The sequence below is a fragment of the Paenibacillus residui genome (genome assembly GCF_042677205.1).
Lineage (GTDB): Bacteria > Bacillota > Bacilli > Paenibacillales > NBRC-103111 > Paenibacillus_L > Paenibacillus_L residui.
On sequence record NZ_JBHTIU010000095.1, the window covers coordinates 1 to 23,364 of the forward strand.

Annotated in this window: 23 protein-coding genes, 3 tRNA genes and 1 other annotated feature; of the genes, 3 read left to right on the top strand and 23 right to left on the bottom strand. The window is 50.8% G+C overall.

Annotation, left to right across the window (positions count from 1 at the left end):
• Positions 1–130: 130 nt before the first annotated feature.
• A complete protein-coding gene (locus ACFQ03_RS22830; RefSeq protein WP_186328321.1) occupies positions 131–1,117 on the top strand; it encodes an S-layer homology domain-containing protein in 987 nt (328 codons plus the stop codon).
• Between the two features lie 217 nt (positions 1,118–1,334).
• On the opposite strand, the gene ACFQ03_RS22835 is transcribed toward ACFQ03_RS22830, so the two are convergent.
• From ACFQ03_RS22835 to ACFQ03_RS22855, 5 genes are all read right to left on the bottom strand, one after another.
• Positions 1,335–1,423 (bottom strand) — tRNA-Leu (locus ACFQ03_RS22835).
• 23 nt (positions 1,424–1,446) lie between these two features.
• A tRNA-Ile gene (locus tag ACFQ03_RS22840) sits at positions 1,447–1,523 on the bottom strand.
• 21 nt (positions 1,524–1,544) lie between these two features.
• Positions 1,545–1,621, bottom strand: a tRNA-Met gene (locus tag ACFQ03_RS22845).
• Between the two features lie 194 nt (positions 1,622–1,815).
• Entirely contained in the window at positions 1,816–1,986 is a 171-nt protein-coding gene (locus ACFQ03_RS22850; protein WP_186328320.1) for a hypothetical protein, read from the bottom strand.
• A gap of 116 nt (positions 1,987–2,102) precedes the next feature.
• Entirely contained in the window at positions 2,103–2,660 is a 558-nt protein-coding gene (locus ACFQ03_RS22855; RefSeq protein ID WP_144935911.1) for a phosphatidylglycerophosphatase A family protein, read from the bottom strand.
• A gap of 126 nt (positions 2,661–2,786) precedes the next feature.
• Here ACFQ03_RS22855 and ACFQ03_RS22860 point away from each other — a divergent pair, with 126 nt between their 5' ends.
• The gene (locus tag ACFQ03_RS22860) at positions 2,787–3,299 is read left to right on the top strand and encodes a 2'-5' RNA ligase family protein (RefSeq protein WP_144935908.1); all 513 of its coding nucleotides are present in this window, start codon (positions 2,787–2,789) and stop codon (positions 3,297–3,299) included.
• A gap of 645 nt (positions 3,300–3,944) precedes the next feature.
• Here ACFQ03_RS22860 and pyrE read toward each other — a convergent pair.
• The 9 genes from pyrE to lspA all read right to left on the bottom strand — a co-directional run bounded on the left by pyrE (position 3,945) and on the right by lspA (position 14,657).
• A complete protein-coding gene (gene pyrE, locus ACFQ03_RS22865) occupies positions 3,945–4,601 on the bottom strand; it encodes an orotate phosphoribosyltransferase (protein WP_379291226.1) in 657 nt (218 codons plus the stop codon).
• The gene (pyrF, locus tag ACFQ03_RS22870) at positions 4,602–5,285 is read right to left on the bottom strand and encodes an orotidine-5'-phosphate decarboxylase (RefSeq protein WP_150960017.1); all 684 of its coding nucleotides are present in this window, start codon (positions 5,283–5,285) and stop codon (positions 4,602–4,604) included.
• Positions 5,286–5,369: 84 nt separating this feature from the next.
• Positions 5,370–8,591 carry a carbamoyl-phosphate synthase large subunit gene (gene carB, locus ACFQ03_RS22875; RefSeq protein WP_379291228.1) on the bottom strand — a complete coding sequence of 1,074 codons (3,222 nt, stop codon included), beginning with the start codon at positions 8,589–8,591 and terminating at the stop codon, positions 5,370–5,372.
• On the bottom strand, positions 8,578–9,741 hold the full coding sequence (locus tag ACFQ03_RS22880) for a carbamoyl phosphate synthase small subunit (RefSeq protein WP_379291230.1): 1,164 nt from the start codon (positions 9,739–9,741) through the stop codon (positions 8,578–8,580). Before ACFQ03_RS22880 ends, carB begins: the two co-directional genes overlap by 14 nt.
• A gap of 78 nt (positions 9,742–9,819) precedes the next feature.
• Positions 9,820–11,109 (bottom strand): dihydroorotase, encoded by a 1,290-nt coding sequence (locus tag ACFQ03_RS22885; protein ID WP_379291232.1) that lies wholly within the window; start codon positions 11,107–11,109, stop codon positions 9,820–9,822.
• A gap of 118 nt (positions 11,110–11,227) precedes the next feature.
• The gene (locus ACFQ03_RS22890) at positions 11,228–12,133 is read right to left on the bottom strand and encodes an aspartate carbamoyltransferase catalytic subunit (RefSeq protein WP_379291234.1); all 906 of its coding nucleotides are present in this window, start codon (positions 12,131–12,133) and stop codon (positions 11,228–11,230) included.
• 8 nt (positions 12,134–12,141) lie between these two features.
• A complete protein-coding gene (gene pyrR / locus ACFQ03_RS22895; RefSeq protein ID WP_370451774.1) occupies positions 12,142–12,693 on the bottom strand; it encodes a bifunctional pyr operon transcriptional regulator/uracil phosphoribosyltransferase PyrR in 552 nt (183 codons plus the stop codon).
• Positions 12,694–13,105: 412 nt separating this feature from the next.
• The gene (locus tag ACFQ03_RS22900; protein WP_379291250.1) at positions 13,106–14,086 is read right to left on the bottom strand and encodes an RluA family pseudouridine synthase; all 981 of its coding nucleotides are present in this window, start codon (positions 14,084–14,086) and stop codon (positions 13,106–13,108) included.
• Positions 14,087–14,147: 61 nt separating this feature from the next.
• A complete protein-coding gene (gene lspA, locus ACFQ03_RS22905; RefSeq protein WP_379291237.1) occupies positions 14,148–14,657 on the bottom strand; it encodes a signal peptidase II in 510 nt (169 codons plus the stop codon).
• Between the two features lie 110 nt (positions 14,658–14,767).
• On the opposite strand from lspA, the gene ACFQ03_RS22910 reads away from it, so the two are divergent.
• Entirely contained in the window at positions 14,768–15,502 is a 735-nt protein-coding gene (locus ACFQ03_RS22910) for a TraR/DksA C4-type zinc finger protein (protein WP_379291239.1), read from the top strand.
• Positions 15,503–15,524: 22 nt separating this feature from the next.
• Here the strand turns inward: ACFQ03_RS22910 and ACFQ03_RS22915 are convergent, their stop codons facing one another.
• The 9 genes from ACFQ03_RS22915 to ACFQ03_RS22955 all read right to left on the bottom strand — a co-directional run bounded on the left by ACFQ03_RS22915 (position 15,525) and on the right by ACFQ03_RS22955 (position 23,201).
• Positions 15,525–15,842: a DUF5665 domain-containing protein gene (locus tag ACFQ03_RS22915; RefSeq protein WP_144935890.1), complete on the bottom strand. Its 318-nt coding sequence runs from the start codon at positions 15,840–15,842 to the stop codon at positions 15,525–15,527.
• 21 nt (positions 15,843–15,863) lie between these two features.
• On the bottom strand, positions 15,864–18,635 hold the full coding sequence (gene ileS, locus ACFQ03_RS22920; protein WP_379291242.1) for an isoleucine--tRNA ligase: 2,772 nt from the start codon (positions 18,633–18,635) through the stop codon (positions 15,864–15,866).
• Between the two features lie 65 nt (positions 18,636–18,700).
• Positions 18,701–18,946 (bottom strand) — a binding site (T-box leader).
• A 152-nt stretch (positions 18,947–19,098) separates the two neighbouring features.
• Entirely contained in the window at positions 19,099–19,578 is a 480-nt protein-coding gene (locus ACFQ03_RS22925; RefSeq protein ID WP_144935884.1) for a DivIVA domain-containing protein, read from the bottom strand.
• A 98-nt stretch (positions 19,579–19,676) separates the two neighbouring features.
• The gene (locus ACFQ03_RS22930; RefSeq protein ID WP_379291244.1) at positions 19,677–20,456 is read right to left on the bottom strand and encodes a YlmH family RNA-binding protein; all 780 of its coding nucleotides are present in this window, start codon (positions 20,454–20,456) and stop codon (positions 19,677–19,679) included.
• A gap of 8 nt (positions 20,457–20,464) precedes the next feature.
• Positions 20,465–20,746, bottom strand: coding sequence for a YggT family protein (locus tag ACFQ03_RS22935; protein WP_225312713.1), 282 nt, complete (start codon positions 20,744–20,746; stop codon positions 20,465–20,467).
• 11 nt (positions 20,747–20,757) lie between these two features.
• Positions 20,758–21,192 carry a cell division protein SepF gene (locus ACFQ03_RS22940; RefSeq protein ID WP_144935878.1) on the bottom strand — a complete coding sequence of 145 codons (435 nt, stop codon included), beginning with the start codon at positions 21,190–21,192 and terminating at the stop codon, positions 20,758–20,760.
• Between the two features lie 22 nt (positions 21,193–21,214).
• A complete protein-coding gene (locus ACFQ03_RS22945) occupies positions 21,215–21,898 on the bottom strand; it encodes a YggS family pyridoxal phosphate-dependent enzyme (RefSeq protein ID WP_144935876.1) in 684 nt (227 codons plus the stop codon).
• 23 nt (positions 21,899–21,921) lie between these two features.
• Positions 21,922–22,863 carry a peptidoglycan editing factor PgeF gene (pgeF, locus tag ACFQ03_RS22950; protein ID WP_379291247.1) on the bottom strand — a complete coding sequence of 314 codons (942 nt, stop codon included), beginning with the start codon at positions 22,861–22,863 and terminating at the stop codon, positions 21,922–21,924.
• A 35-nt stretch (positions 22,864–22,898) separates the two neighbouring features.
• Positions 22,899–23,201, bottom strand: a complete 303-nt coding sequence (locus ACFQ03_RS22955) for a YlmC/YmxH family sporulation protein (protein WP_144935873.1) — start codon at positions 23,199–23,201, stop codon at positions 22,899–22,901.
• Between the last annotated feature and the right edge of the window lie 163 nt (positions 23,202–23,364).

Genomic DNA, 23,364 nt, shown 5'->3' on the forward strand with positions numbered 1-23,364 from the left:
CCTGCAAAGTACCTCAAGGAAACAGAAAATAAGTATTGTATGTTAATTGGTCAGTCGTAGAAAAAAAAAAAATTCAACATGCAACCTTTTCCAGTGAATGCCCGTCTTAGGGGATAAGGAGGTGATAGGAATGAAGAATAAGCGAGGAATAGCTTTGACTTTACTTATGGTGTTCGTCCTGATCATTGCGCCGGCTGCATGGGCGTTCTCGGATATTTCCCAGGATCCCTCCGAAGCCGAAATCCGTGCTTTACATCAAGACGGGATTATTAGCGGAATTTCTGAGACGGAATTTATGCCGAAAGGCAAATTGAACTATGCACAGGGCGTTCATCTGATCGTCAATGCATTGGACCTGAACATCGATGAGATCAAGTTTATTAAGGAACCGAAGGCTAGCGATTATTTCAGTCAGGTCCCTGATGATGCATGGTATGCCGCTTCGTTAATGATCGCTCAGCTTAATGGACTTCCTCTAGCTAAGGATCTGGATCCGGAGCAACGGTTGACCCGTGAGCAATTCGCCGATCTTCTGTACAAAGCGGTGGAATTGACAGGTGATTATGCCTTTATTGAAATCTATATGTCCTTTGCAGATGAAGAGCAGGTCGACAAGGAATATATGACCAGCATCCAACGTCTGTTGATCTCCAACATTGCCGAAACGAATGCCGACGGGCTTTTCCGTCCCAAAGATGAGATTACCCGTTCGGAAGCAAGCCGCATGATTCATGCAGCCAGGAAATTCGTAAAGGCAAATAAAGAGCATAGCCCTGAGCCTCCGGCTCAAAATTCCGAAGTGGAATTAATTATGGAAAAAGTGAACGACCAAATTAATAAAGCAACAGTAACCTGGGGAATGAAAGGCAACAGCGGTTATCGCGTGACCATCGACCGGATTGAATTTCAAGACGAGCAAGCCACGCTTTATTACACGTTGCATGAGCCGATACCGGGCCACATGTATGCTCAAGTCATGACGGAAGCGAAAGCGGAAACCTATGTAGACAGCCGCTATACGGTCGTAATTGAGCCAAATCTCAGCTCGGGGGTTTCATCGCCGGCTTTCCCGGGAGAGTCCTCTTCCACATCCGCTGAGGCTCAGGCGAAACAGTAAAAGATAAACCGGGCCATTAACCCGGAGCTAAACGAATAAACCTATTATTGTACCAAAAAAAGTCCTTCACCCATGCGGGGAGGACTTTTACTATATCTCAAATTTTTTTATAAATAAAAAAACTCCTGCCGTTTCCTTCGACCTATCTGTCTGGGAAACCTGGAGTTTCAGGTTGAACTCGTAACACAAGAGTCCGACACACTTCAATGCACTGGTTTGGTGCCGAGGACCGGACTCGAACCGGTACGATAGCAACCTATCGCAGGATTTTAAGTCCTGTGCGTCTGCCAATTCCGCCACCCCGGCATAGAAACAGCCTGTCATAATCATGGTGGGCCCTGAGGGACTCGAACCCCCGACCAATCGGTTATGAGCCGATCGCTCTAACCAACTGAGCTAAAGGCCCGGAACTTTTGAATTTGAAATTTGGTTGCGGGGGCAGGATTTGAACCTGCGACCTTCGGGTTATGAGCCCGACGAGCTACCGGACTGCTCCACCCCGCGTTAATTGGCTAGACTATTTAATCAGCGACAAAAATAAATATACACCATTTGCACCATTAGTGTCAAGAGGTAAATTATAAAAACCTTCTAACGCATTTTTCGAAGATGAAAAACCCTTTTTAAAGGAGGGCTTTTGGCTAACCCCAAGTGACAATGCGGTCCAAAACCTAATCTCTTACATATCTAAACTAGCCTTAATGAGGCAATATATAGCGAACTCCAAACCGGCCCTTCTTCGAACGGTATACTTCCACCGCCTGCGGGCAGTCGTATCCGTATAACCACCAGTCCTCCTCCATCCTCTTGGCGAGGCAGCCGGCTTGAAATTTGCTTTCATAAAGTTTAGACCAATAAATCCATTTCACGAGTAAAGCACCCCTGTCCTGCGAACTTCTTTTATTGCTAGCTTATCCCTTTAAGCCGCTTTTTATTGCTGCCCGGGACAGAGGTGGATAAAATCATTTCAATAGGGGGAACTTAACTAAGCCTGATCTGCGCTCTCGCCGGCTTCGCTATCTGCCGCAATCTCGGCTTCCTGCTCCTCCAAATCTCTTAATCTATGGGCGATCCGGCTGGATGCGGAAGCGGCAATACTGGCGATCAAATCGTCCAGGAACGTATGAATGCCGTGGCCTCTCTTGGTATCCAGGCGTTTGATAACCCCGATCTTATGCTTATCCAGATGTCCGAAGGTGGTCACCGCTATACTTCCGTAGCCCAGCACAGACCCGAGAGCCAAAGTTTCATCGCAGCCGAACAATCCTTCATCCGACTCCACCAACGACTGCAGCGGCTCGGACAATTTATTCTGCTCGGCCAACATATCCAGTTCGATGCCAACGAGAAGCGCATGCTGAACCTCTCTTTTTTTCAGAACGGCATGCACGCTGTCTATACAATCACTGAGCTGAAGTCCTTGATTATAAGGAGCTTGCATCTCATAGACAATTTCGGCAATTTCTTCAGTGGTTACGCCGCGCTCCTCTAATTTTTGCACGACGGCTTGCTTGACCTCGTTGCTGTGAACTTTGCGAATCATATTCATCACCTTATTTTCGTTGTTTTATCAATCTTGGCTAAGTGCGGCATTAGATGTTAGAATAATTAAAGAATACGTTATAATAGCTCACTAACAAAAGCAAGAGGGGAAAGGAGGTTATTTTCCATGAAATACGGAATCGTCGTTTTTCCGGGCAAGGAAGTTCAAGATTTTGCCAACAGCTATCGCAAACGCTATGATCCTCATTATCGCTTGATTCAGCCTCATTTTACCATCCGCGAGGCGGAGGACTGGGACGACCGCCAATTGGAAGAAGCGATAACCCTGCTCAACGAAGCATCCCAACGCCTGCCGGCCTTTACCGCCAAGGTCAACCGGTTTTCATCCTTCCTTCCGGTCAGCAATGTCATTTACTTGGCCTTGGAGGATGCGGACCCGTTCATCCGCTTACACGAGGAAATTTGTCAGGGACCGTTGGAAGAACCGCAGAAAGCTTACCGTTATACTCCACATTTGACCATCGGTCAAAAACTGGGCAACGAGGAATTTCACGATGTTCTCTCTAGTGTCCGATTAGTGGATGTCGGACTGGAATTCCTGGTTGACCGCTTTCACCTGCTCTACCAGACGGACAACCAAGCCTGGACAGTCTATCAAACGTTCCTGCTCCAAAAATAGAGAAGGCTTTAGTTCCATGCAAAGCCTAACTCGTGAATGTTCTAGTCAAGATACCCCTCCAAAATGAAAACAGCCTCTTATAAACGGTTACAGGCACACACATGACGAGACCCGGATGTTTCGTACCCTGGCCTTGCCGTTCCCTGCACATCAGGGCGAAGTCAAAGCTGGTAATTAGCTGCGCCGGTGCAGGGAGAGGCTGATAGACATTATCTCTTGCTCCCACCTTAGCCTGACACCCTCCCGATACCGCTTTCTTTTTACATCTTCAACCTATACTGATATTTCCCAAAGTAAACCTTAAATGATCGATTCTTCCTTCCTTTAGTCCGTATGGGAAGCTTGCATGTCTTTAATAGCTACCTTTGCAATTTACCTTTAAAATGTACCCGTTATTTATATAATGCGGCATTCTTCACAGATTTGAATAAAATTTTGCTTAATTTCTTTCAATGCTCTTTCTTCATTCTTATGTCCCCTGGTTTTCATTTGAGGATTGGCCTCCAAATACCAAATAGGCCTGTCCGGAGGCATCTCCCGGTACAGGCCTGGCATTTGTCAAGTGACGCGTGGTTGAAATCAAGACTTTTTGTTATTCAGCTTCTATGTGAATCTCTTGCCGTTTAAACTTCGGCCCGTCCGTTCCTAATTGGCTCCATCCTTGCCGAAAGCAGCCGGGTTCTCTCTCCATGATTGGAGAAGCGCCAAATCCTCTTCTTTAATTTTTCCGAGTTCGACCGCAGCCTCCAGCAACGCCGTGTAATTGGAGAGCGAGTTCATTGCAATCTTCTCTGCGGCAAAGGCATCCTGCGCTTCTTTGAACTGATAAGTAAAGATGGACAGCACCGAGAGCACATCTCCTCCGGCTTCTCTAACGGCCAAAGCTGCTTTAAGCGAGCTTCCCCCTGTTGAGATCAGATCCTCGATGACGACGACTTTGCTGCCCGGGTTGAGGACCCCTTCCACCTGCTTCTGCTTGCCATGGCCTTTGGCGCTGCTGCGCACATACACCATAGGCAAGTTCAGTTTATCCGCCACCCAAGCGGCATGGGCGATTCCTCCGGTAGCCGTGCCCGCGATAATCTCCACCTCGGGATATTGCTCTCGAATAATCGCAGCAAAGCCTTCCGCCACTTTATTGCGGATATTCGGATAGGACATAGTCAGCCGGTTATCGCAATAGATAGGCGAGAGCCATCCGGAGCTCCAGGTAAAGGGCTCATTCGGGCTAAGTGCAACAGCACCGATCTGAAGCAGAGCCTCTGCAATCTCCCGAGGCAAATTGTGGGTCGTTGAATTCATCTAAATCAACTCCTCAATAATAGATTCAAGGGCTTGCCGCGGATCAGCCTGGGCCGTAATAGGGCGGCCGATGACCATATAATCCGTTCCCGTGTTTAAAGCTTCTGCCGGAGTCATCACTCTCGATTGATCCCCTGCAGCCGCATGGCGTGGACGAATTCCCGGGGTGATGGTCAGAAACGGTTTCCCCATCGCTTCCTTGATACGGACGACCTCCAATGGGGAAGCTACGACACCATCCAGGCCGGCCTTCCCGGCCAGCCGGGCATAACGCACCACCGTCTCTTCCATCGTAGCGCCGATTCCGAGCTCTTCCTTCAGCATCCGTTCATTCGTACTCGTCAACTGAGTGACCGCGATAACAACCGGACGCGCCCCTGCGGAAGCCATTTCAGCGCCTTCCAGAGCAGCCTCCATCATCCTGGTGCCACCCGCGGCATGGACATTAAACATATCCACCCCAAGCCGCGAAATGCTCGCAGCAGCTCCTTTAACGGTATTAGGGATATCATGAAGCTTGAGGTCGAGGAAGACCTTATAGCCTTCCTCCTTCAACCTCTCGACAAATTTTGGTCCAGCCGCATAGAACAGCTGCATGCCCACTTTCATGTAGCAAGGAATTCCCTGCAAGCTTTGAAGCAGTTCATTGGCCTCTTGCTCAGAGGGATAATCGAGAGCGACCATGATCTTACCCGCCACTTCCGTTTGTAAGCCCACAGCAAAGCCTCCTTAAAGTCCTTCTTCGGATAGTTCTTACTTAATCTGGCTCTAGCGAAGTGCTTTGTTCGCAGGCATCGGACTAGAGGAGAAGTTAATCGTCTGCAGCATGCCAAGCAGTGCTCTAACCGTATCCAAGGAGGTCATGCAGACAATTCCGTTCTCTACCGCTTCGCGGCGGATGCGGAAGCCGTCGCGCTCCGGGGTCTTGCCTTTGGTCAGAGTATTCACGACAAATTGAGCTTCCCCATTGCGAATCCGGTCCAGAATATTAGGCGAGCCTTCGCTCAGCTTCCTCACGTGATCCACTTTCAGACCGGCAGCCGATAGAGCTTTAGCGGTGCCTCCGGTCGCTACAATTTTATAACCGAGATCATGGAAGCCGCGCAAAATTTCTATAGCCTCATCCTTGTCTTTGTCGGCAACCGTCGCAATAATCGATCCGGTTGTCGGAATCTTCATTCCCGAAGCAATCAGCCCTTTGTACAGCGCTTTGGCAAAGCTGGCGTCACGCCCCATAACTTCTCCCGTAGATTTCATCTCCGGACCGAGCGTGGTATCGACTCTTCTCAGCTTCGCGAAGGAGAAGACAGGAACTTTGACCGACACCTGATCGTCCTCTTTCCACAATCCGCCTTCGTAACCAATTTCCTTCAGCTTCTTGCCCATAATCAACTGGGTCGCTACATTGGCCATCGGAATTCCGGTTACCTTGCTCAAGAAAGGCACGGTACGGGAGGAGCGGGGATTTACTTCGATAATATAAACCTGCTCTTGATAGATGACAAATTGAATGTTGACCAGGCCGACGACTTCAAGCTCTTTGGCCACTTTGGTCGTTATTTCAACAATCTGTTGCTTGATCTCTTCCGAAAGCGACTGCGGAGGATAAACCGCGATCGAGTCTCCGGAATGGACCCCGGCTCTCTCGACGTGCTCCATAATTCCTGGAATCAGGACGGTTTCCTTGTCGCAAATCGCATCGACTTCCACTTCTTTGCCGAGCATGTAGCGGTCGATCAGAACCGGATGCTCCGGATTGATCTTCACGGCATATTCCATATAGTTAAGCAATTCCGCATCGGAATAAACTATTTCCATAGCCCGGCCGCCCAGTACATAAGAGGGGCGGACAAGAACCGGGTAACCGAATTTCGCAGCCGTACCCACCGCTTCATCCACCGAAGTCACGGTTCCTCCCGGAGGTTGGGCAATGTTCAGCTTGCGAAGCAGAGCTTCGAACTTCTTCCGGTCTTCGGCGGCATCGATATGCTCCAGGTCGGTTCCCAAAATCCGTACGCCGGCCTTGGCCAGCGGAGCAGCCAGATTAATTGCCGTTTGTCCACCGAACTGAACGATAACGCCAATCGGCTTCTCTCTCTCAATGACATTCATCACATCTTCAAAGAAGAGCGGCTCGAAATACAGGCGGTCAGACGTATTGAAATCGGTGGAGACAGTCTCCGGATTGTTGTTAATAATGACCGCTTCATAGCCGGCCTCCTGGATGGCCCAGACCGCGTGCACGGTGGAATAGTCGAATTCAATCCCCTGGCCGATCCGGATCGGACCAGAACCGAGCACAACGACTTTATCCTTGGAGGATTCCTGAACCTCGTCCTCCATTTCATAGGTCGAGTAATAATACGGAGAGGTTGCTTCGAACTCTGCTGCGCAAGTATCGACCATTTTGTAGACCGGCTTGATTCCGTTCTGCAAGCGATAAGCGCGAATGTCGGCCTCCATGATATGGTCGAACTGAACGTTCGCAGAGCGGCGGATTTCCGCAATCGCCCGGTCAGTGAAGCCTTTGCGCTTGGCTTCCAGCAGAAGCTCCGGGGTCAGTTCCGGCTGCTGCAGCTGGTGCTCGAAGCGGATAAGACCTTCAAGCTTCGTCAGGAACCACCAGTCGATCTTCGTCAGATCCTGAATTTTTTCTACCGTATACCCTCTGCGGAACGCTTCGGCAATCAAGAAAATGCGCTCATCGTCAGGCTTCTTCAAACGCTCCTCCAGCGTTTCCCCATCCACCAGCTCGGTTTCCTTCAAATACAGACGGTGAGCACCGATTTCCAGCGAACGAACGGCCTTATGAATCGATTCCTCGAAGGTCCGGCCGATGGCCATCACTTCCCCGGTAGCTTTCATCTGTGTTCCCAGCTTCCGGTTGGCGCCGGTAAATTTATCGAAAGGCCAGCGCGGGATTTTCGATACGACATAGTCAATCGTCGGCTCAAAGCAGGCGTAAGTCTGCCCGGTTACCGGGTTAACAATTTCATCCAGCGTATAGCCGATAGCGATTTTGGCCGCCATCTTGGCAATCGGATAACCGGTCGCTTTGGAGGCGAGTGCCGAGGAACGGCTGACCCGCGGATTAACCTCAATGACATAGTATTGATAGCTGTGAGGGTCCAGAGCAAACTGAACGTTACAGCCGCCTTCGATATGAAGGGCTCTAATAATTTTCAGCGAGGCGGAACGAAGCATCTGGTATTCCTTGTCCGACAGAGTCTGGCTTGGAGCCACAACGATGCTGTCCCCTGTATGAACGCCGACCGGATCGAAGTTTTCCATATTACAAACGACAATGCAGTTGTCGTTGGCGTCGCGCATAACCTCATATTCAATTTCCTTCATGCCGGCAATGCTTTTCTCAATCAGACACTGGCCGATAGGGCTGTATCGGATACCCGACTGAACCGTTTCGATCAGCTCTTCCTTCGTAGAGGCGATTCCGCCGCCCGTTCCGCCCAGGGTATAGGCCGGACGAACGATGATCGGATAGCCTATTTCTTCGGCAAAGTCGACCGCTTCCTGAACGGTAGTAACAATCGTACTATCCGGTACCGGCTGCTCCAGCTCTCTCATCAGCTCGCGGAACAAATCGCGGTCTTCCGCCTTCTCGATGGCGGTTAACTGTGTACCGAGAAGCTTGACATTCTCCTGCTCGAGAATGCCGTGGCGGGCAAGCTCAACGGCCATATTCAATCCCGTTTGTCCGCCGAGAGTAGGCAGCAAGCCGTCCGGACGCTCCTGCCGGATGATTTGGGTAACGAAATCCAGCGTAATAGGCTCGATATATACTTTATCCGCCATATTGGTATCGGTCATAATCGTAGCCGGGTTGCTGTTGATCAGTACAACCTCATACCCTTCTTCCTTCAAAGCTTGGCAAGCCTGGGTTCCGGCATAGTCAAATTCTGCGGCTTGTCCGATTACTATGGGGCCAGAGCCGATGACGAGAATTTTTTTGAGTTCATTATTTTTGGGCATGCTTCAATTCTCCTTTCGCTTCGGCTGTCTTTTGGGCAGCGGCCAGCATCTTGGCTTGCTGCGGAATATTCGGAAGGCTTTGTTTAAATTCCCGAATCATCGTTTGGAATTCATCAAACAAATATCCGGAATCGAACGGTCCCGGTGCGGCCTCCGGATGATATTGGACGGAGAAGGCAGGGTGCTTCTTATGCTTGAGCCCTTCCACCGTTTTGTCGTTATTGTTGACATGGGTAACTTCAAGATCGGTTCCCTTTAACGAATCCTGGACTACGGTGTAGCCATGGTTCTGGGAGGTAATATAGCAGCGGCCGGTCATCAGATCTTTAACCGGATGGTTGCCTCCGCGATGGCCGAATTTCATCTTCTCGGTATCGGCACCGCAAGCGAGAGCAAACAACTGGTGCCCGAGGCAGATCCCGAAGATCGGGTACTCGCCCAGCAGCGAGCGGATCATTTCGATAGCTTGGGGAACATCCTTCGGATCTCCGGGCCCGTTGGACAGAATAATTCCGTCGGGATGGATGCGCCGAATCTGGTCCGCCGTCGTATCGTAAGGAACAACGACGACATCGAAGCCGCGCTTCGATAAATCGCGGGCGATTCCGTCCTTAGAGCCGAAGTCGACCAGGACCACCGTCTCGCCATTGCCCGGCAGGTGATAGCGTCTTTTGGTCGAGACCCGGTCTACCTGATCACGCATGATGGTCATCGCATTCAACTGCTCCTTCAACTCTTCCACCGACTTATTGGAGGTCGTCAGGATACCTTTCATCGTTCCGTGCTGGCGGATGATCCGGGTCAGCATGCGGGTGTCCACTTCGCTGATTCCGATGATTCCATATTCTTTCATCAGGCTGTCCAGCGTATATTGTGCCCGCCAGTTGCTTGGAATTTCCTCATGCTGCCTTACGACAAGACCGTGAATGAACGGCCGGATAAATTCAAAGTCATCCCTTGTAATTCCGTAGTTTCCGATCAGCGGGTAGGTCATCGTTACGATTTGCCCGCAGTAGGAAGGGTCCGAGATAACCTCCTGGTAACCCGTAATGCCGGTATTAAATACGACTTCTCCGGTCGACTCGCCTTCGCTTCCGAATGCTTTGCCGGTGAACAGAGTGCCGTCTTCCAATAATAATCTTGCCTGCATCGTTCATCGCTCCTTTAGCTTGTCTTGATCCTGCTGTCCATTGCTTCGTTCTCTATCATTCCATTGGTTTGCGGAGGATTAAGCCTCGCTCCAGACCACTTGGCCGGCCACTATTGTCCGGGTAGGCCACCCCTTAAGCTTCCAGCCCGTAAATGGAGTATTCCGCCCTTTACTCAAAAACTCGGCAGGATTAACTTCCTTCTCTGTATCCAGGTCAATCAAAGTCAGATCCGCCGCAGCTCCCTCCTGCAAGGTTCCCCACGACAGTCCGAAGACTTCTGCGGGCTTAACCGTCATCCGGTCAAGCAGAAATTGAAGCGTCCATTTCCCTTTAAGAACAAAATGGGTGTACAGAAGCGGGAAGGCTGTTTCGAAACCGACGATTCCGAAAGGCGCCGCTTGCATCCCTTTGGCCTTCTCTTCTTCACTGTGCGGAGCATGGTCCGTTACGACAATATCGATCGTTCCATCCTCGATTCCCTTGATACAAGCCTGTACATCCCGCGGAGACCGCAGAGGCGGATTCATTTTCCAATTGGCGTCGAGTCCCGGAATATCCTCATCCGACAGCAGCAGATGATGCGGGCAAACCTCCGCCGTTACTTTGATCCCGAGCTGCTTGGCCTGGCGGATCAACCGCACGGACTGCTCTGTGCTCACGTGGCAGACGTGGTAATGAACCCCTGTAGCTTCCGCCAGTAAAATATCTCTTCCAACGTGAATGGCTTCGGACTCGTTCGGAATTCCTTTTAACCCGTGCTTGCGGGAGAAGGCTCCCTCGTTAACGGGGGCGCCAACAACCAGCGTATTGTCCTCGCAATGAGCGACAATCGGCATTCCGAGCTCGGCCGCTTTCGCCATAGCGTCCTTCATCATTTGCGCGCTTTGAACCCCTACCCCGTCATCCGTGAAGGCGAACACGCCCGCATCCTTCAGCGCCTCAAAATCGGTCAGCTCCCGCCCTAGCTGGTTGTCGGTAATGCACCCGTAGGGAAGCACCCTGACCACTCCTTCGGTCTCTGCTTTGTCGAGAATGTACCGCACGGTCTCGGGGGTATCGATTACCGGCCGGGTGTTGGGCATACAGGCGATCGTCGTGAATCCGCCCCTGGCCGCCGACCTTGTGCCGGTCGCTATCGTTTCTTTATGCTCAAATCCGGGCTCCCGCAGATGAACGTGCATATCGATCAACCCCGGGGCGATTAATTGTCCCTTGGCATCGATCCTCTCATGACCGTCGCTCTGGTTATCCGGCCCTTCCTTAGGCTCCGTTATGCTAGTAATCATGCCGTTTTCGATCAAAATATTTTTATTAACGAGACGGTTATCACCATCCAGCATCTTCCCGTTGACAATCCAAGTTCCCATAAGCTCCTCCTGTTCAGCCCTTGTCTTTAATTACGGTATAAAGATAGGCTTCTGCTCCATAGAGCCGCCTCCTACTTGCCGCCAATCTTGCCGATAGTCCATTTCAAATTCGTTCCCATCAAGTTAGAGATCGTTCGATAACGGCCATTCGGACAGGGACTCCATGGCTCATTTGAATGAAAATTTTCGACCTTGGATGCTCTACCAGCTCGTCATCAATTTCTACATTCCGATTAATTGGAGCCGGGTGCATAATGATGGCATGATCCTTCATTTTCCGCTCCCGTTCCACTGTGAGACCGTAACCTTCGCGATATTGTTCCGCGGAATTCAGCATTCCTTGCTCATGGCGCTCCAACTGTACGCGCAGCATCATGACAACATCCGACTGCAAGGCTTCGTCCATTGTGACATATGGAGCGTATTCCGCAAGCTCGGGAGCTTGCATCGCATCCGGAGCGCAAAATTTCACCCGTGCACCCATTGCGCCCAACGCCCACAGATTCGAGCGGGCCACCCGGCTGTGCTTGATATCGCCGATAATGGATACGGTCAACCCGCGGACCGCGCCGAAATGCTTACGCATCGTATACAGATCAAGCAGCGCCTGAGTCGGATGCTCGTTGCTTCCATCGCCGGCGTTGATCAGCGGGATTCGGACATGACGGGCAAGCTCATCGAGCACCCCGTTAGGCTTCAACCGGATTACTCCTGCATCTATCCCCATAGATTCCAGCGTCTTAACGGTATCGTATATGGACTCTCCCTTTTGCACACTGGACACGGCTGCGGTAAAATTGAGCACTTCCAGCCCCATTCTTTTCTCCGCGACTTCGAACGAAAACCGTGTGCGGGTGCTGTTCTCAAAGAACATGTTAGCGACAAAACGGCCCTGCAGATGCTGAGTAACCTTCTGGGGGTATTGCTCCCAATAAGCAGCACGATCCAGAATGGACTCCAGCTCCGATTCGCTCATTCCTTTAAGCCCAAGCAAATGTTTATCCGTCATTGTTTTAGTCTGCATCGCGCTTGTCAGCTCCCTTTATTATATAAGATGACCTCATCCTGACCGTCCGCTTCCTCCAGATGGACAACAATTTCCTCCAGCTTGGAAGTCGGGATATTCTTGCCGACATAATCCGGACGAATCGGCAGCTCCCGATGTCCCCGGTCTACAAGCACCGCCAATTGAATCATTTGCGGCCGGCCCTTGTCCATTAAGGCGTCCATCGCAGCACGGACGGTGCGCCCTGTGAACAGTACATCATCGAACAGGATGATCTTTTTGTTGTGAATATCCAGTTCCGGCTCAACAATACCTTGTGCCGGGTTTCCTCTGCTTTGCCGGGACACATCGTCGCGGTATGAGGTCACATCGATCGCTGCAGCCGGTATAGGAACACCCTCGATCTCCCTTATTCGTCTGGCAATCCGCTCGGCAAGGTATACTCCCCTCGTCCGAATTCCGATCAGAACGCAATCGTCGACACCCTTGTTCCTCTCCAAAATTTCATGGGCAATCCGGGTGAGAGCCCGGCGAATAGCCGTATCGTCCAGCAAAATCCGTCTATCCTGGGTAATCACTTCGTTTCGCTGCCTCCTGTTCTGCGCCTTCGTTACTACCGCTCCGCTTCCGGAAGACCTTATCCGCAACGATTCCGGAGAGGAAAGTCCACAAAAAAACCCTTGCCCGTAGGCAAGGGTCAGGCAGGAAGCATCTCATCGGCGGGTACACGCGATAACTGTGTTTAAAGTTCACCAAGAAACACAGAGATACTTACTGCACTCTGAATGACATTGTAACGATCACCTTGCCAGCCTCACGGGACTGAATTTAAAGGCGCTATTTAACTAAAAGAATTATCCCACATCCCGACAAAAGATGTCAAGAGAAAAATATTGATTCGGTTCAAGCTGTCCGATTGCGACAAAAAAATCAGGAGCCATCCACGGACTAGCGGACCTCCTGATTCATCTCCGGTTTATCAGACACCTTTTAAAACTGCCGCACACGCTGAAGAAGATGATTCATATCTTCCGGTAAAGGAGCCTCGAAGACAAGCTGCCGGCCCGTACGGGGATGTACGAAGCCAAGCACCGCGGCATGAAGAGCCTGGCCCTCGATTCCTGCCCGTTTACTGCTGCTGCTGTAGACCGGATCGCCGACCAGAGGATGGCCGATATACTTCATATGAACGCGAATTTGGTGTGTTCGGCCGGTTTCCAGCTTCAATTCCAGCAATGTATAAGAACCCATCCTCTCCAGGACCGCAAAATGGGTCACGGCATGCTTGCTGTTATGGCTTGTTACCATAAACTGTTTGCGATGGTTCGGATCGCGGCCGATCGGCGCATCCACCGTTCCTTGATCGTGGGGAACCCGGCCGTGCACCAACGCGATATATTTGCGAATCACCGAGTGGTCCTTAAGCTGCTTGGATAGCGAAAGATGGGCCAGATCATTCTTGGCGGCCATCAGCAGGCCGGAAGTGTCCTTGTCTATTCGATGAACTATTCCGGGCCGCATCACTCCGTTGATTCCGGACAAATCCCGGCAATGAGCCAGCAGCGCATTCACCACGGTTCCCGACGTATGTCCCGGCGCCGGATGAACCACCATTCCTCTAGGCTTATTAATGACGATAACATCCGCGTCTTCATAAACAACCTCCAGCGGAATCGCTTCCGGCACGATAGCCGCTTCCTCCGCCTCGGGAACGTCCAGCACAACAGCATCCTCTGGTTGAAGCTTATAGTTGGGCTTGACCGACGAGCCATTAACCTGAACCGCCCCGCCCTTGATCCACTGCTGCACCTGCGTCCGCGAAATATCTTCGGGCAAGGCATCGGCCAGAAATTTATCAATACGGATTCCCGCTTCCTGAGCCTCGATCGTCCACTCGAACGTTTCTCCATCCATATCGTCATCGGAGTCAGTTAAGACGGAGGCTCCCGGCAAACCGGGTTCATCCTTCATGCTGATATCATTCGCTTCTTCCGTACCGATTGTCTTTATTTCATCGGAAGGCCGCAGATCGTCATGATTGAACTTCATCGGTTTGACCTTTCCTTTCTCTTCTCCACTCCAGCAGGGAATCCAGCAAAATAAGAATAACTCCAATAACGATTGCGGAATCCGCTACATTGAATATAGGAAACGGATAGACGACCGGATTTCCGAACCAGTTGAAACGAAAGGTGAAATCGAGAAAATCGACGACCTCTCCGGATACGGCACGGTCAATAAAATTGCCGAGGGCACCGCCCAGAAGAAGGCTTAGGGCAAAGGGCAACAGCCGCTTGTTCTCACGGATGACCTTCCTCATATAAATCGAAATCCCGACAACGACTATCACGGTAGCAATGAGAAAAAACCATCGTTGGTTCGGCAAAATTCCAAAGGCAGCCCCGGTATTGCGGTGAGAAGTAATATGAAAAAAATCGCCGATGACCGAGAAAGACTCCCTCAGCTCCATATGTTTGACAATAAGCCACTTGGTCCATTGATCCAAAGCGATGATAAGCAAAGAAATCAGATAATAGATCAAATAGTCAACCTCCCCGAACCCATGATTTCCTTGCGTACAAGGAATTACCTTCGTAAAACATGTTCTTTCGGCGCACAATATGGCGGAATACCTTGAAGGGAGCCGTCATAATGCACACCTTAACGGAAGAACAGAAACAACAAATTCAGCAATTGCTGAAGCAGGAATTAGAAGAGCTCAATAAACAAGTCACCGAAAACTCCCACTACGGATTGGGCGGGTCGCTGGGCGATTCAACAGGAGAGCTTTCCTCCTATGACAATCATCCGGCAGACATTGGCACGGAAGTTTTCGAACGCGGCAAGGACGTCGCCTTGAACGATAAAGCGGAGAAATATTTAGGCGATGTCCGTGACGCTCTGGATAGATTAAACTCCGGGCAGTATGGCACCTGCAGCGTTTGCGGCGAACCTATCCCTTATGACCGGCTGTTGGCCGTCCCAACCACCTTGTATTGTAAAGCTCACGTTCCTCAGAAAACCATATCTCAGCGCAGGCCCATAGAGGAAGAAATCCTGTCTCCCCCCTTCGGCAGAACCAGCCTGGACGAATTACCAAGCCAGAACCAGTTCGATGGCGAGGACGCCTGGCAGATAGTCGAAAGCTGGGGAACTTCGAACAGTCCTGCCATGGCTGAAGACCGGTATATCGACAGCTATGACGAAATGGAAATTGAAGCTAATGAGAACGATGGCTATGTCGAGGATTACGAAAGCTTCATAGCCACGGATATCTATGGCAAGGACGTTACGATTATTCGGAACAAAGCTTACCGAAATTATATGCACCAAGGTGAAGGCGAGCCTTTATTGGAAGACGAGCCTCCCAGCGATGAATTGAACTAGGGAAGTCCGCCGGAACCTGTGTTTAATAGGTTCTGCCTTCCAATTGTGCTTGAACATGCTTGACAATTTGCGCGATATAATCCCCAACGATGGGCAGATCCAATGCTCCCAGCGCCTGCAAAACGTACAGAAGAGTCGAGGTCAGCACGGTAAATCCGATCGCTATTCCTACTCCTCTGGCAATTCCGCCCACCAGATGGTTCCACAGCAGCTTGCGCGGCCGTTCGAGCAACTGGACATATTCGGCGAATCTGGCCTTCTCCATATTCAAGGCCAACTGCTCTATCCGTTCATTGAGCTCCCGGAGGATTTGATTCTGTTCATCGTTGGGGTTGGACATCTCGCTATCTCTCCTTACGGCTTACGGCTGCTGCTTGTAATGGGTATCGACCACTTCCGCACAGCGTGGGCACAGCGTCGGGTGAGCCTCGCTCCGGCCGACTTCGGGGGTCACGATCCAGCAGCGCTCGCATTTCTCCCCTTCCGCTGAAGCTACCTGAACAGCCAGATGACCGAATTTCTTGGCTTCTTCCGGGATGTCTGCCCCAGTGTGAAGCTGAACGTCGGAAACGATAAATAACAGGTCCAGACGATCGAATTGGGATAAGAGCTTAGCTGTTTCCTCATCCGGATAAAGATGAAGGGAAGCCCCCAGAGAGTTGCCAATCACTTTCTGGTTTCTTGCTTCTTCCAACGCCTTGAAGACTTCATCCCGGATTTCCATGAATGCGGACCATTTTGCTTCCAGGGAAGGATCGAACAAGGAAGTATCCGGATCCGGTATTTCCGATAATTGGACGCTTTCTTCCTGCACCCCTGGAATATGCTTCCAAACTTCATCTGCGGTATGCGGAAGCAGAGGAGCAATCAATTTAGTTATTACCGTTAGGGCCTCATATAATACGGTTTGGGCGGCTCTGCGGCCCAAATCATCCGGAGCGCTGACGTACAGCCGGTCTTTCACAATATCCAGATAGAACGCGCTCATCTCTACGGCGCAGAAATGGTGCACGGCTTGATATACAATGTGAAAGTCATATTGGTCATAAGCCCGTATTACCCGTTCGTTCAAGCGATTTAAGTGAATAAGCGCAAAGCGGTCAAGCTCATTCATATCACTCGGGCTTACTTTGTCGCGGGCAGGATCGAAACCGTTCAGATTGCCGAGGAAGAAGCGAAGCGTATTCCGGATTTTACGGTACACCTCGGTAATCTGGTTAAGAATATTATCTGAGATGCGAACATCCGCCTGATAATCCACAGAAGAGACCCATAGCCGCAATATATCTGCCCCAAGCCGGTCGCAAACTTTCTTGGGATCTACCGTGTTGCCCAATGACTTGGACATTTTCCTTCCTTCGCCATCCAGAGTAAAGCCGTGGCTTAGAATGCCCCGGTAAGGAGCCTTCCCTCTAACGGCTGTCGCAGTAATCAGCGAGGAATTGTACCAGCCGCGGTATTGATCGGACCCTTCCAGGTATAGGTCCGCCGGCCATTGCAGCTCCGGACGGATTTCCAGAACCGCTGCATGGCTGGACCCGGAATCGAACCATACATCCATGATGTCCGTTTCTTTGCGGAATTCCGCATGGCCGCACTCCGGACAAGCCATCCCCTCCGGATGAAGCTCCGAAGCATTCTTTTCAAACCAGGCATTGGAGCCTTCCTGTTCAAAAATCGCAGCTACATGCTCAATGGTTTGTTCGTTAACGATCGGATGGTTGCATTTCGTACAGTAGAGGATCGGAATCGGAACTCCCCATGTCCGCTGTCTCGAGATACACCAGTCTCCGCGTTCCGCTATCATATTATGGAGGCGGATTTCTCCCCAATTCGGCGTCCACTTAATGTTTTTGATTTCCTCCAGCATGGCCTCGCGGAAACGGTCCACGGAGGCGAACCATTGCTCCGTTGCCCGATAGATGACAGGCTTCTTTGTACGCCAGTCATGGGCATATTGGTGCTGAATGGTCCCTTGCTTCAGCAGGCTTCCTTTTTGCGCCAGCAGCTCCATAATAGGCTCATTGGCTTTTTCATAGAACATTCCTTCATAGCCGGGGGCTTCCCCGGTAAACTTCCCTTGGTCGTTAATGGGGCACAATACACCGAGTCCATAGCGCTGCGAAATGTAGAAGTCATCCTCCCCGTGGCCAGGAGCCGTATGGACGCAACCGGTCCCTGCCTCAAGCGTGACATGCTCTCCCGTCATAACGAGGGAATCCCGGTCATAGAACGGGTGCCGGCAGACAATGTATTCCAATTCTGCTCCTTTGAACTTGTCCTTCACCTTCACATCCGTCCAGCCGATTTCCTTGGCCGCTGCTTCCAGCAAGCCTTCGGCCAGGACAAACTGACGGCCGTCCGCTTCGACAAGCACATAATCGAATTCAGGATGCACGCTGATTCCCAGGTTCGCAGGCAATGTCCATGGAGTCGTCGTCCAGATAACGATTTCCGCTTGAGCCGGTAATTTGCCTTTACCGTCCTTTACCTGAAAAGCAACATATATGGATGGTGAAGTCTTCTCCCGATATTCAATCTCCGCTTCCGCGAGGGCGCTCTCCGACGAAGGAGACCAGTAGACGGGTTTAAGCCCTTTATAGATGTATCCTTTGCGGACCATTTCACCAAAAACACGGATCTGCTGCGCCTCGTACTCGGGCTTCAAGGTGATGTACGGATTGTCCCAATCTCCGCGCACCCCTAACCGCTTAAACTGCGTCCGCTGCTTATCCACCCAATCCAGAGCATAGGCCTTGCAAGCCTCCCGGAATTCGGATACGGACATCTTCTTGCGGTCCGCCTTACCGCTGTTGGCAATCGCCTGTTCGATCGGCAAACCATGGGTATCCCAACCCGGCACATACGGAGCATCGAAGCCGCGAAGAGATTTGTATCGAACAATAATATCTTTCAAAATTTTATTCAAGGCATGACCGATATGAATATCTCCATTTGCATAGGGAGGTCCGTCATGCAGAATAAATTTCGGCTTCCCTTTCGCGTTGTCCTGTACTTTACGGTAAATGTCGATTTCATCCCACCATTGCTGAACCTTGGGCTCCGCTTGGGGCAAGTTGCCCCTCATCGGAAAGTCCGTTTTGGGAAGGTTTAATGTTTTGCCATAATCCATTGCTAATGTGCACTCCTTAACGAAAATATTTGTCTATATCGAAAAAACAAAAAAACTCCCATCCCCAAAGGGACGAGAGATGCTCGCGGTACCACCCTCTTAAGCTCCGAATTAATAGGCTCAATTATACAGCCATTCTATCCGGAACTCACTCAGGGATTGATAACGGAATCACCCGACGCTCTCTACTGAACCTTTCAAGAGAATACTCCTGGATGATATTCCGACGCTTCACGAATATTAGGCTCGCACCATCCCCTAATTCGCTGTTTCCGCTCCTGCGCCGTACTCGTTCCAGTCATCGTTTTCGGCAAATGTTAGTATTATTATGGAGTATAACGAAATTCGATAAGCCAGTCAACTTGAGGAGAGTTTCATCGAGTTGATGAAGAAGCCGGCTGCCGGCCATTGAAAAACGGCAAGCCGAAGTCGTCGGACTCTTGGCCGGTTTACTCTGGCCGGTTTATTCCTCCGTTCCCGTCTTGCCCTCGAGAACATCCCAGCTATCGCCATTCAGCAGCTCTAGCTGCGCCTCCAGCAGTGTGCGGAATCTCGTTCTGTAGACGGCGGCCTGCTTCTTCAGCTCCTCAATCTCCAGAGCGACCTTGCCGGACTTGACCAGGGACTCGTTGATGATCCGGTCCGCGTTCTTCTGCGCCTCCCGAATAATCAGCTCCGCTTCCTTCTTGGAGTTCGTCTTGACTTCATCCGCCGCCTCCTGGGCAACTATGATCGTCTTGCTGAGCGATTCTTCGATATTGGCGAAGTGGTCTAACTTTTCTTGCAAAGCTTGAGCTTGCTGCATCAATTCTTTATTTTCACGAATCAAGGCCTCGTAATCTTTAATAACCTGATCCAGAAATTCATTGACCTCGTCCTCATCATATCCTCTAAAGGCTCTCTTGAATTCCTTGTTATGTATGTCCAAAGGCGTTAACGGCATACTGCACCTCCACAATATGTACGTTCTATACACGGCTTGATATTCATCGTAGAGTATTCGACAGAACTGGCGAAAATCCTGCACTGAGGCTAAAAAAATTAGCGATACTTGCCAATTCGGATCCTCAGCCTGCCTTTTTTCGTCCATCCTTCAATATCCAGCACCCGAAAACGGCCGAATCCCTGCAGCGAGACGACATCTCCGGCTTTAAGCACCTGGCTGGGATCCTCAATCACCTTCCAGTTGACCCGGCATCGTCCTGCTTTGATCGGAACCAATGCTTTAGCCCGGCTTAAGCGGAAGGCATCTCCAACAATCCCGTCCAAACGTAAAGAAGCCACCGTGAATTCCATTTCTTCCAGGACGGTCCGGGCAGGTTCCAACCGGCTTATCGGAATAATTTCCGTCTGAACATGGACACGATGTACTTGGTGGAGATGCAGGCGCATATAATCGCTTATTTCTTCGGCGACGACACAATGGCAGCCATGCTCATGCACATGGATATCTCCGATCTTATCCCGTTTGATCCCCAGACCGAGAATCGCTCCCATATAATCTCCGTGGTCCAATCCGCCGCCTCCCTTGCCGGAATCAACGGATAGGACAGCCAAACCGAATTCATCCTGCTCAATGACCTGATAGTCCGGAGCGATGATCGCCCTTTGACGTTCGGCTTCCGCATATCCTCCATTCATATGAAGAGCCGTATTCGACGAACGGTTCACAAGTGTCTGGAGAATATAAATCTGCCTCGGGTCGAGAAAGTCCGTTAACTTCGCCGTATGGCGGTTATCTGCCTTATCCACCCATTCCAATGCTCTATCTACGAAGGGATGCTCATCCGGATGAAAATGTGCAAACAACGAATTAACCATAGATGCTCCTAAAATCCTCCTACAATCATCTCAATGATTGCAAAAATCCCGTAGCCGACAAACCTCAGGGCAATAAGGGCGATGATAGGAGACAGGTCAAGCATGCCGCCAATCGGAGGAATAAACTTGCGGAAGATCGACAGATAGGGCTCCACTATCTTACCGAGCAGCTCTCCAATGAAGCTTTCACGCGCATTAGGCAGCCACGACAAGAGTACGTAAGCAATAATTAGATACGTGTAGATCTGAATAAGCGTGCCAATTAAACTGTTTATATCAGAAAGATTCAAACTGTTCACCTCTATTTGTTGTAGTCCGCCTCATCTTCTATCGAGTCTTTAATCGATCCCTGGATTTCCACGGTATCGGGGGTACATAGAAAGATACTCGGACCGATCTTGGATATGGAGCCATTCAGCGCATAGACTGTCCCGCTCAGAAAGTCCACGATCCGTATCGCCTGATCGGAGCGGAGCCTCTGCAAATTTACGACGACAGGCCTGCGTGAGCGGAGATGATCTGCAATGTCTTGGGTTTCGTCATACGAACGGGGCTCGCTAAGGATAACGCGGATGTTCTTCTGCGAGTGGATGCTGACGATATTGTTTTTATTCTTACGTCCGTCGAACATATTCGGTTCGGGATCGGGGGTCGAATCCGCACCCCTTTCCTTCTCTACGACCTCTTCCTCTTCCTGCAGTCCGATAAAGTTCAAAAATTTGTTCATGACTCCCATACAAATTCCCTCCCTGCTCCTATTATTCCTTGCCGACAAGAATCGAACCTAAACGAACCCATGTCGCTCCTTCCTCTATCGCTACTTCAAAATCGTTAGACATCCCCATCGAGAGATGCCGGATCTCTTCCTTCAGAAGTGCTCGTTGATTGCATTCATCCCGCAGCTGGCGCAGCCCGCGGAACACCGGACGGGTGTCCTCCGGTTCGCTCTCATAGGGGGCCATAGTCATCAATCCGGCAACACGTATGAACGGAAACGACCTAACCTGCTCTATGAAAGGAAAAAATTGTTCCGGACTCAGTCCGTATTTGCTTTCCTCGCCGGAAATATTGACCTGGATCAAGCAATCCACAACGGTGTCCATCGCCTCTCCCCGCTTATTGATTTCCTTCGCCAGGGAAAGCCTGTCCAATGAATGGATATAACGAAACTTACCAACTACATCTTTAACCTTATTCGTCTGCAGATGTCCGATAAAATGCCATTCGACCCGGGAACCTAGAGCTTCCCATTTCGGCTTGACATCCTGCCACCGGTTTTCTCCAATCTTATCAAACCCAAGATCGACGACGGCGCGGGCGGTATCGAGGGATACGTATTTCGTTACCGCTATTATTTCCACGCTGTCCCTATCCCGGCCGCTTCTCCGGCAAGCTTCTGCAATCCGGAAACGAACCTGTTCGGCTCTTTCCTGCAGATTCATCTGGATTCACCTCTGTCTTCGTCTCATCTTAATCCAATCCAAGCGATCATTCTGCCGGTTAGTCCCTGTTCTTTACGATGGGAAAATAAAAGATCCGTTCGGCAACTGGTACATAACTTAGATATTTCGATACAAGATGGCAATAATCCTGCTTTTATCATAATTTGTCGGTTGATTTGTTGCAAGTCCAGCATGAATTTATTTGTTTTCTGCGTTTCCCGCAGCAGATTATCCTGTTGTTCGATTAGTTTTCCGTTCTCCAACCAGGCGAGAAGCCCCCGAACGCGTTCAGCCACCCGTTCGTCCACCTCATAGCAGCAGGGGCCGATAGAAGGCCCAATACAAGCCAGTATCTGCTCAGGCTTGCTGCCGAACGTTTCCTTCATCTTGTGTACGGTATGCCAAGCTATCCGGCCAACGGTGCCCTTCCAGCCCGCATGAGCGATTCCCGTAATCCGATGCTCGGGATCATAGAAGTATAGAGGAACACAATCGGCAAACAATGCGGCCATCACGATTCCCCTGCGGTCGGTTATGAATGCGTCGGTTTCCTGCAGGGCGCTCTCCCGGTCTCTTGTCCCCCTGCCCGCATCTTCTTCCGTTATGACCGCAACCTCTGTCCCGTGCACCTGCTCGCCGTATGTCCAGCGATCCAACGGAACACCGACCGCAGCCGCTACCCGGCTCCGGTTATGTATAACGTCTTCGGGACGATCATCCACGTGAAGTCCCAAGTTGAGAGAGGCAAAGACCCCTTCACTTACTCCGCCCAAACGCGAAGTGAATCCGGCAGTCAGCTCCGGATACCGGTCCGTCCAAGACTGGATTGACCACAATTTCGGCTTGTCCGGTTCTTCTGTAATCCATTGAAAAGGCTCCATACCCTCTCCCCCTGTCCAATCGTTAATCCCTCTATCCATAGTATCACAGGTTCCGTCCGGAACGAAGCCCCGCAGAACAGGCATACTACCTTTCTCCAGGGCGCCCCGCACAAGCCTGCTTATCTTTCCCTGTAGGCAGGCCGGTATTCGGCCTGGGGGTCTCCCTCATCCGCCACCCGGTACGGTCGGGATTCATCCAGCTTGACCAGTACGACATCCATGCCGATCTTGACGATATTTCGCCATGGAATGACTACATCGGTCCCTCCGCCGAATAACCCGAAAAATTTGCTGTTGTTCGGAACGACAATCGACTCGATACGGCCTTGCCGGAGATCCAGCTCCAGATCGCTGATGACCCCCAGCTTTTTGCCGTCCACAATGTTGATTACGTCCTTCGATTGAAAATCGGAAATCTTCACTTCGCCTCACCACGATCCTTGTCATTTTACGGTTCGGATTGAAGCTGCCACTATTTAAATATATGTGCTGCCTGGGGAAAATGTCCTGTTTGCGGGAAAATCATAACCACCCGTCCAACGGGTGGTTTGCTCTTGGGGTATAACCCCCTGTTGCCAAACTGCG

What these genes read in the sequence shown, in the direction of transcription:
- ACFQ03_RS22830 (WP_186328321.1), top strand. Translation starts at nt 131, where the DNA reads ATGAAGAATAAGCGAGGAATAGCTTTGACTTTACTTATGGTGTTCGTC.
- ACFQ03_RS22940 (WP_144935878.1), bottom strand. Translation starts at nt 21,192, where the DNA reads ATGGGAGTCATGAACAAATTTTTGAACTTTATCGGACTGCAGGAAGAG.
- ACFQ03_RS22890 (WP_379291234.1), bottom strand. Translation starts at nt 12,133, where the DNA reads ATGCAGACTAAAACAATGACGGATAAACATTTGCTTGGGCTTAAAGGA.
- pyrF (WP_150960017.1), bottom strand. Translation starts at nt 5,285, where the DNA reads ATGGTCGCTCTCGATTATCCCTCTGAGCAAGAGGCCAATGAACTGCTT.
- ileS (WP_379291242.1), bottom strand. Translation starts at nt 18,635, where the DNA reads ATGGATTATGGCAAAACATTAAACCTTCCCAAAACGGACTTTCCGATG.
- ACFQ03_RS22910 (WP_379291239.1), top strand. Translation starts at nt 14,768, where the DNA reads ATGCACACCTTAACGGAAGAACAGAAACAACAAATTCAGCAATTGCTG.
- ACFQ03_RS22945 (WP_144935876.1), bottom strand. Translation starts at nt 21,898, where the DNA reads ATGAATCTGCAGGAAAGAGCCGAACAGGTTCGTTTCCGGATTGCAGAA.
- ACFQ03_RS22860 (WP_144935908.1), top strand. Translation starts at nt 2,787, where the DNA reads ATGAAATACGGAATCGTCGTTTTTCCGGGCAAGGAAGTTCAAGATTTT.
- pyrE (WP_379291226.1), bottom strand. Translation starts at nt 4,601, where the DNA reads ATGAATTCAACGACCCACAATTTGCCTCGGGAGATTGCAGAGGCTCTG.
- ACFQ03_RS22880 (WP_379291230.1), bottom strand. Translation starts at nt 9,741, where the DNA reads ATGCAGGCAAGATTATTATTGGAAGACGGCACTCTGTTCACCGGCAAA.
- ACFQ03_RS22855 (WP_144935911.1), bottom strand. Translation starts at nt 2,660, where the DNA reads ATGATTCGCAAAGTTCACAGCAACGAGGTCAAGCAAGCCGTCGTGCAA.
- ACFQ03_RS22915 (WP_144935890.1), bottom strand. Translation starts at nt 15,842, where the DNA reads ATGTCCAACCCCAACGATGAACAGAATCAAATCCTCCGGGAGCTCAAT.
- ACFQ03_RS22930 (WP_379291244.1), bottom strand. Translation starts at nt 20,456, where the DNA reads ATGGTTAATTCGTTGTTTGCACATTTTCATCCGGATGAGCATCCCTTC.
- ACFQ03_RS22885 (WP_379291232.1), bottom strand. Translation starts at nt 11,109, where the DNA reads ATGGGAACTTGGATTGTCAACGGGAAGATGCTGGATGGTGATAACCGT.
- pgeF (WP_379291247.1), bottom strand. Translation starts at nt 22,863, where the DNA reads ATGCCTGTTCTGCGGGGCTTCGTTCCGGACGGAACCTGTGATACTATG.
- ACFQ03_RS22900 (WP_379291250.1), bottom strand. Translation starts at nt 14,086, where the DNA reads ATGAAGGATGAACCCGGTTTGCCGGGAGCCTCCGTCTTAACTGACTCC.
- carB (WP_379291228.1), bottom strand. Translation starts at nt 8,591, where the DNA reads ATGCCCAAAAATAATGAACTCAAAAAAATTCTCGTCATCGGCTCTGGC.
- ACFQ03_RS22925 (WP_144935884.1), bottom strand. Translation starts at nt 19,578, where the DNA reads ATGCCGTTAACGCCTTTGGACATACATAACAAGGAATTCAAGAGAGCC.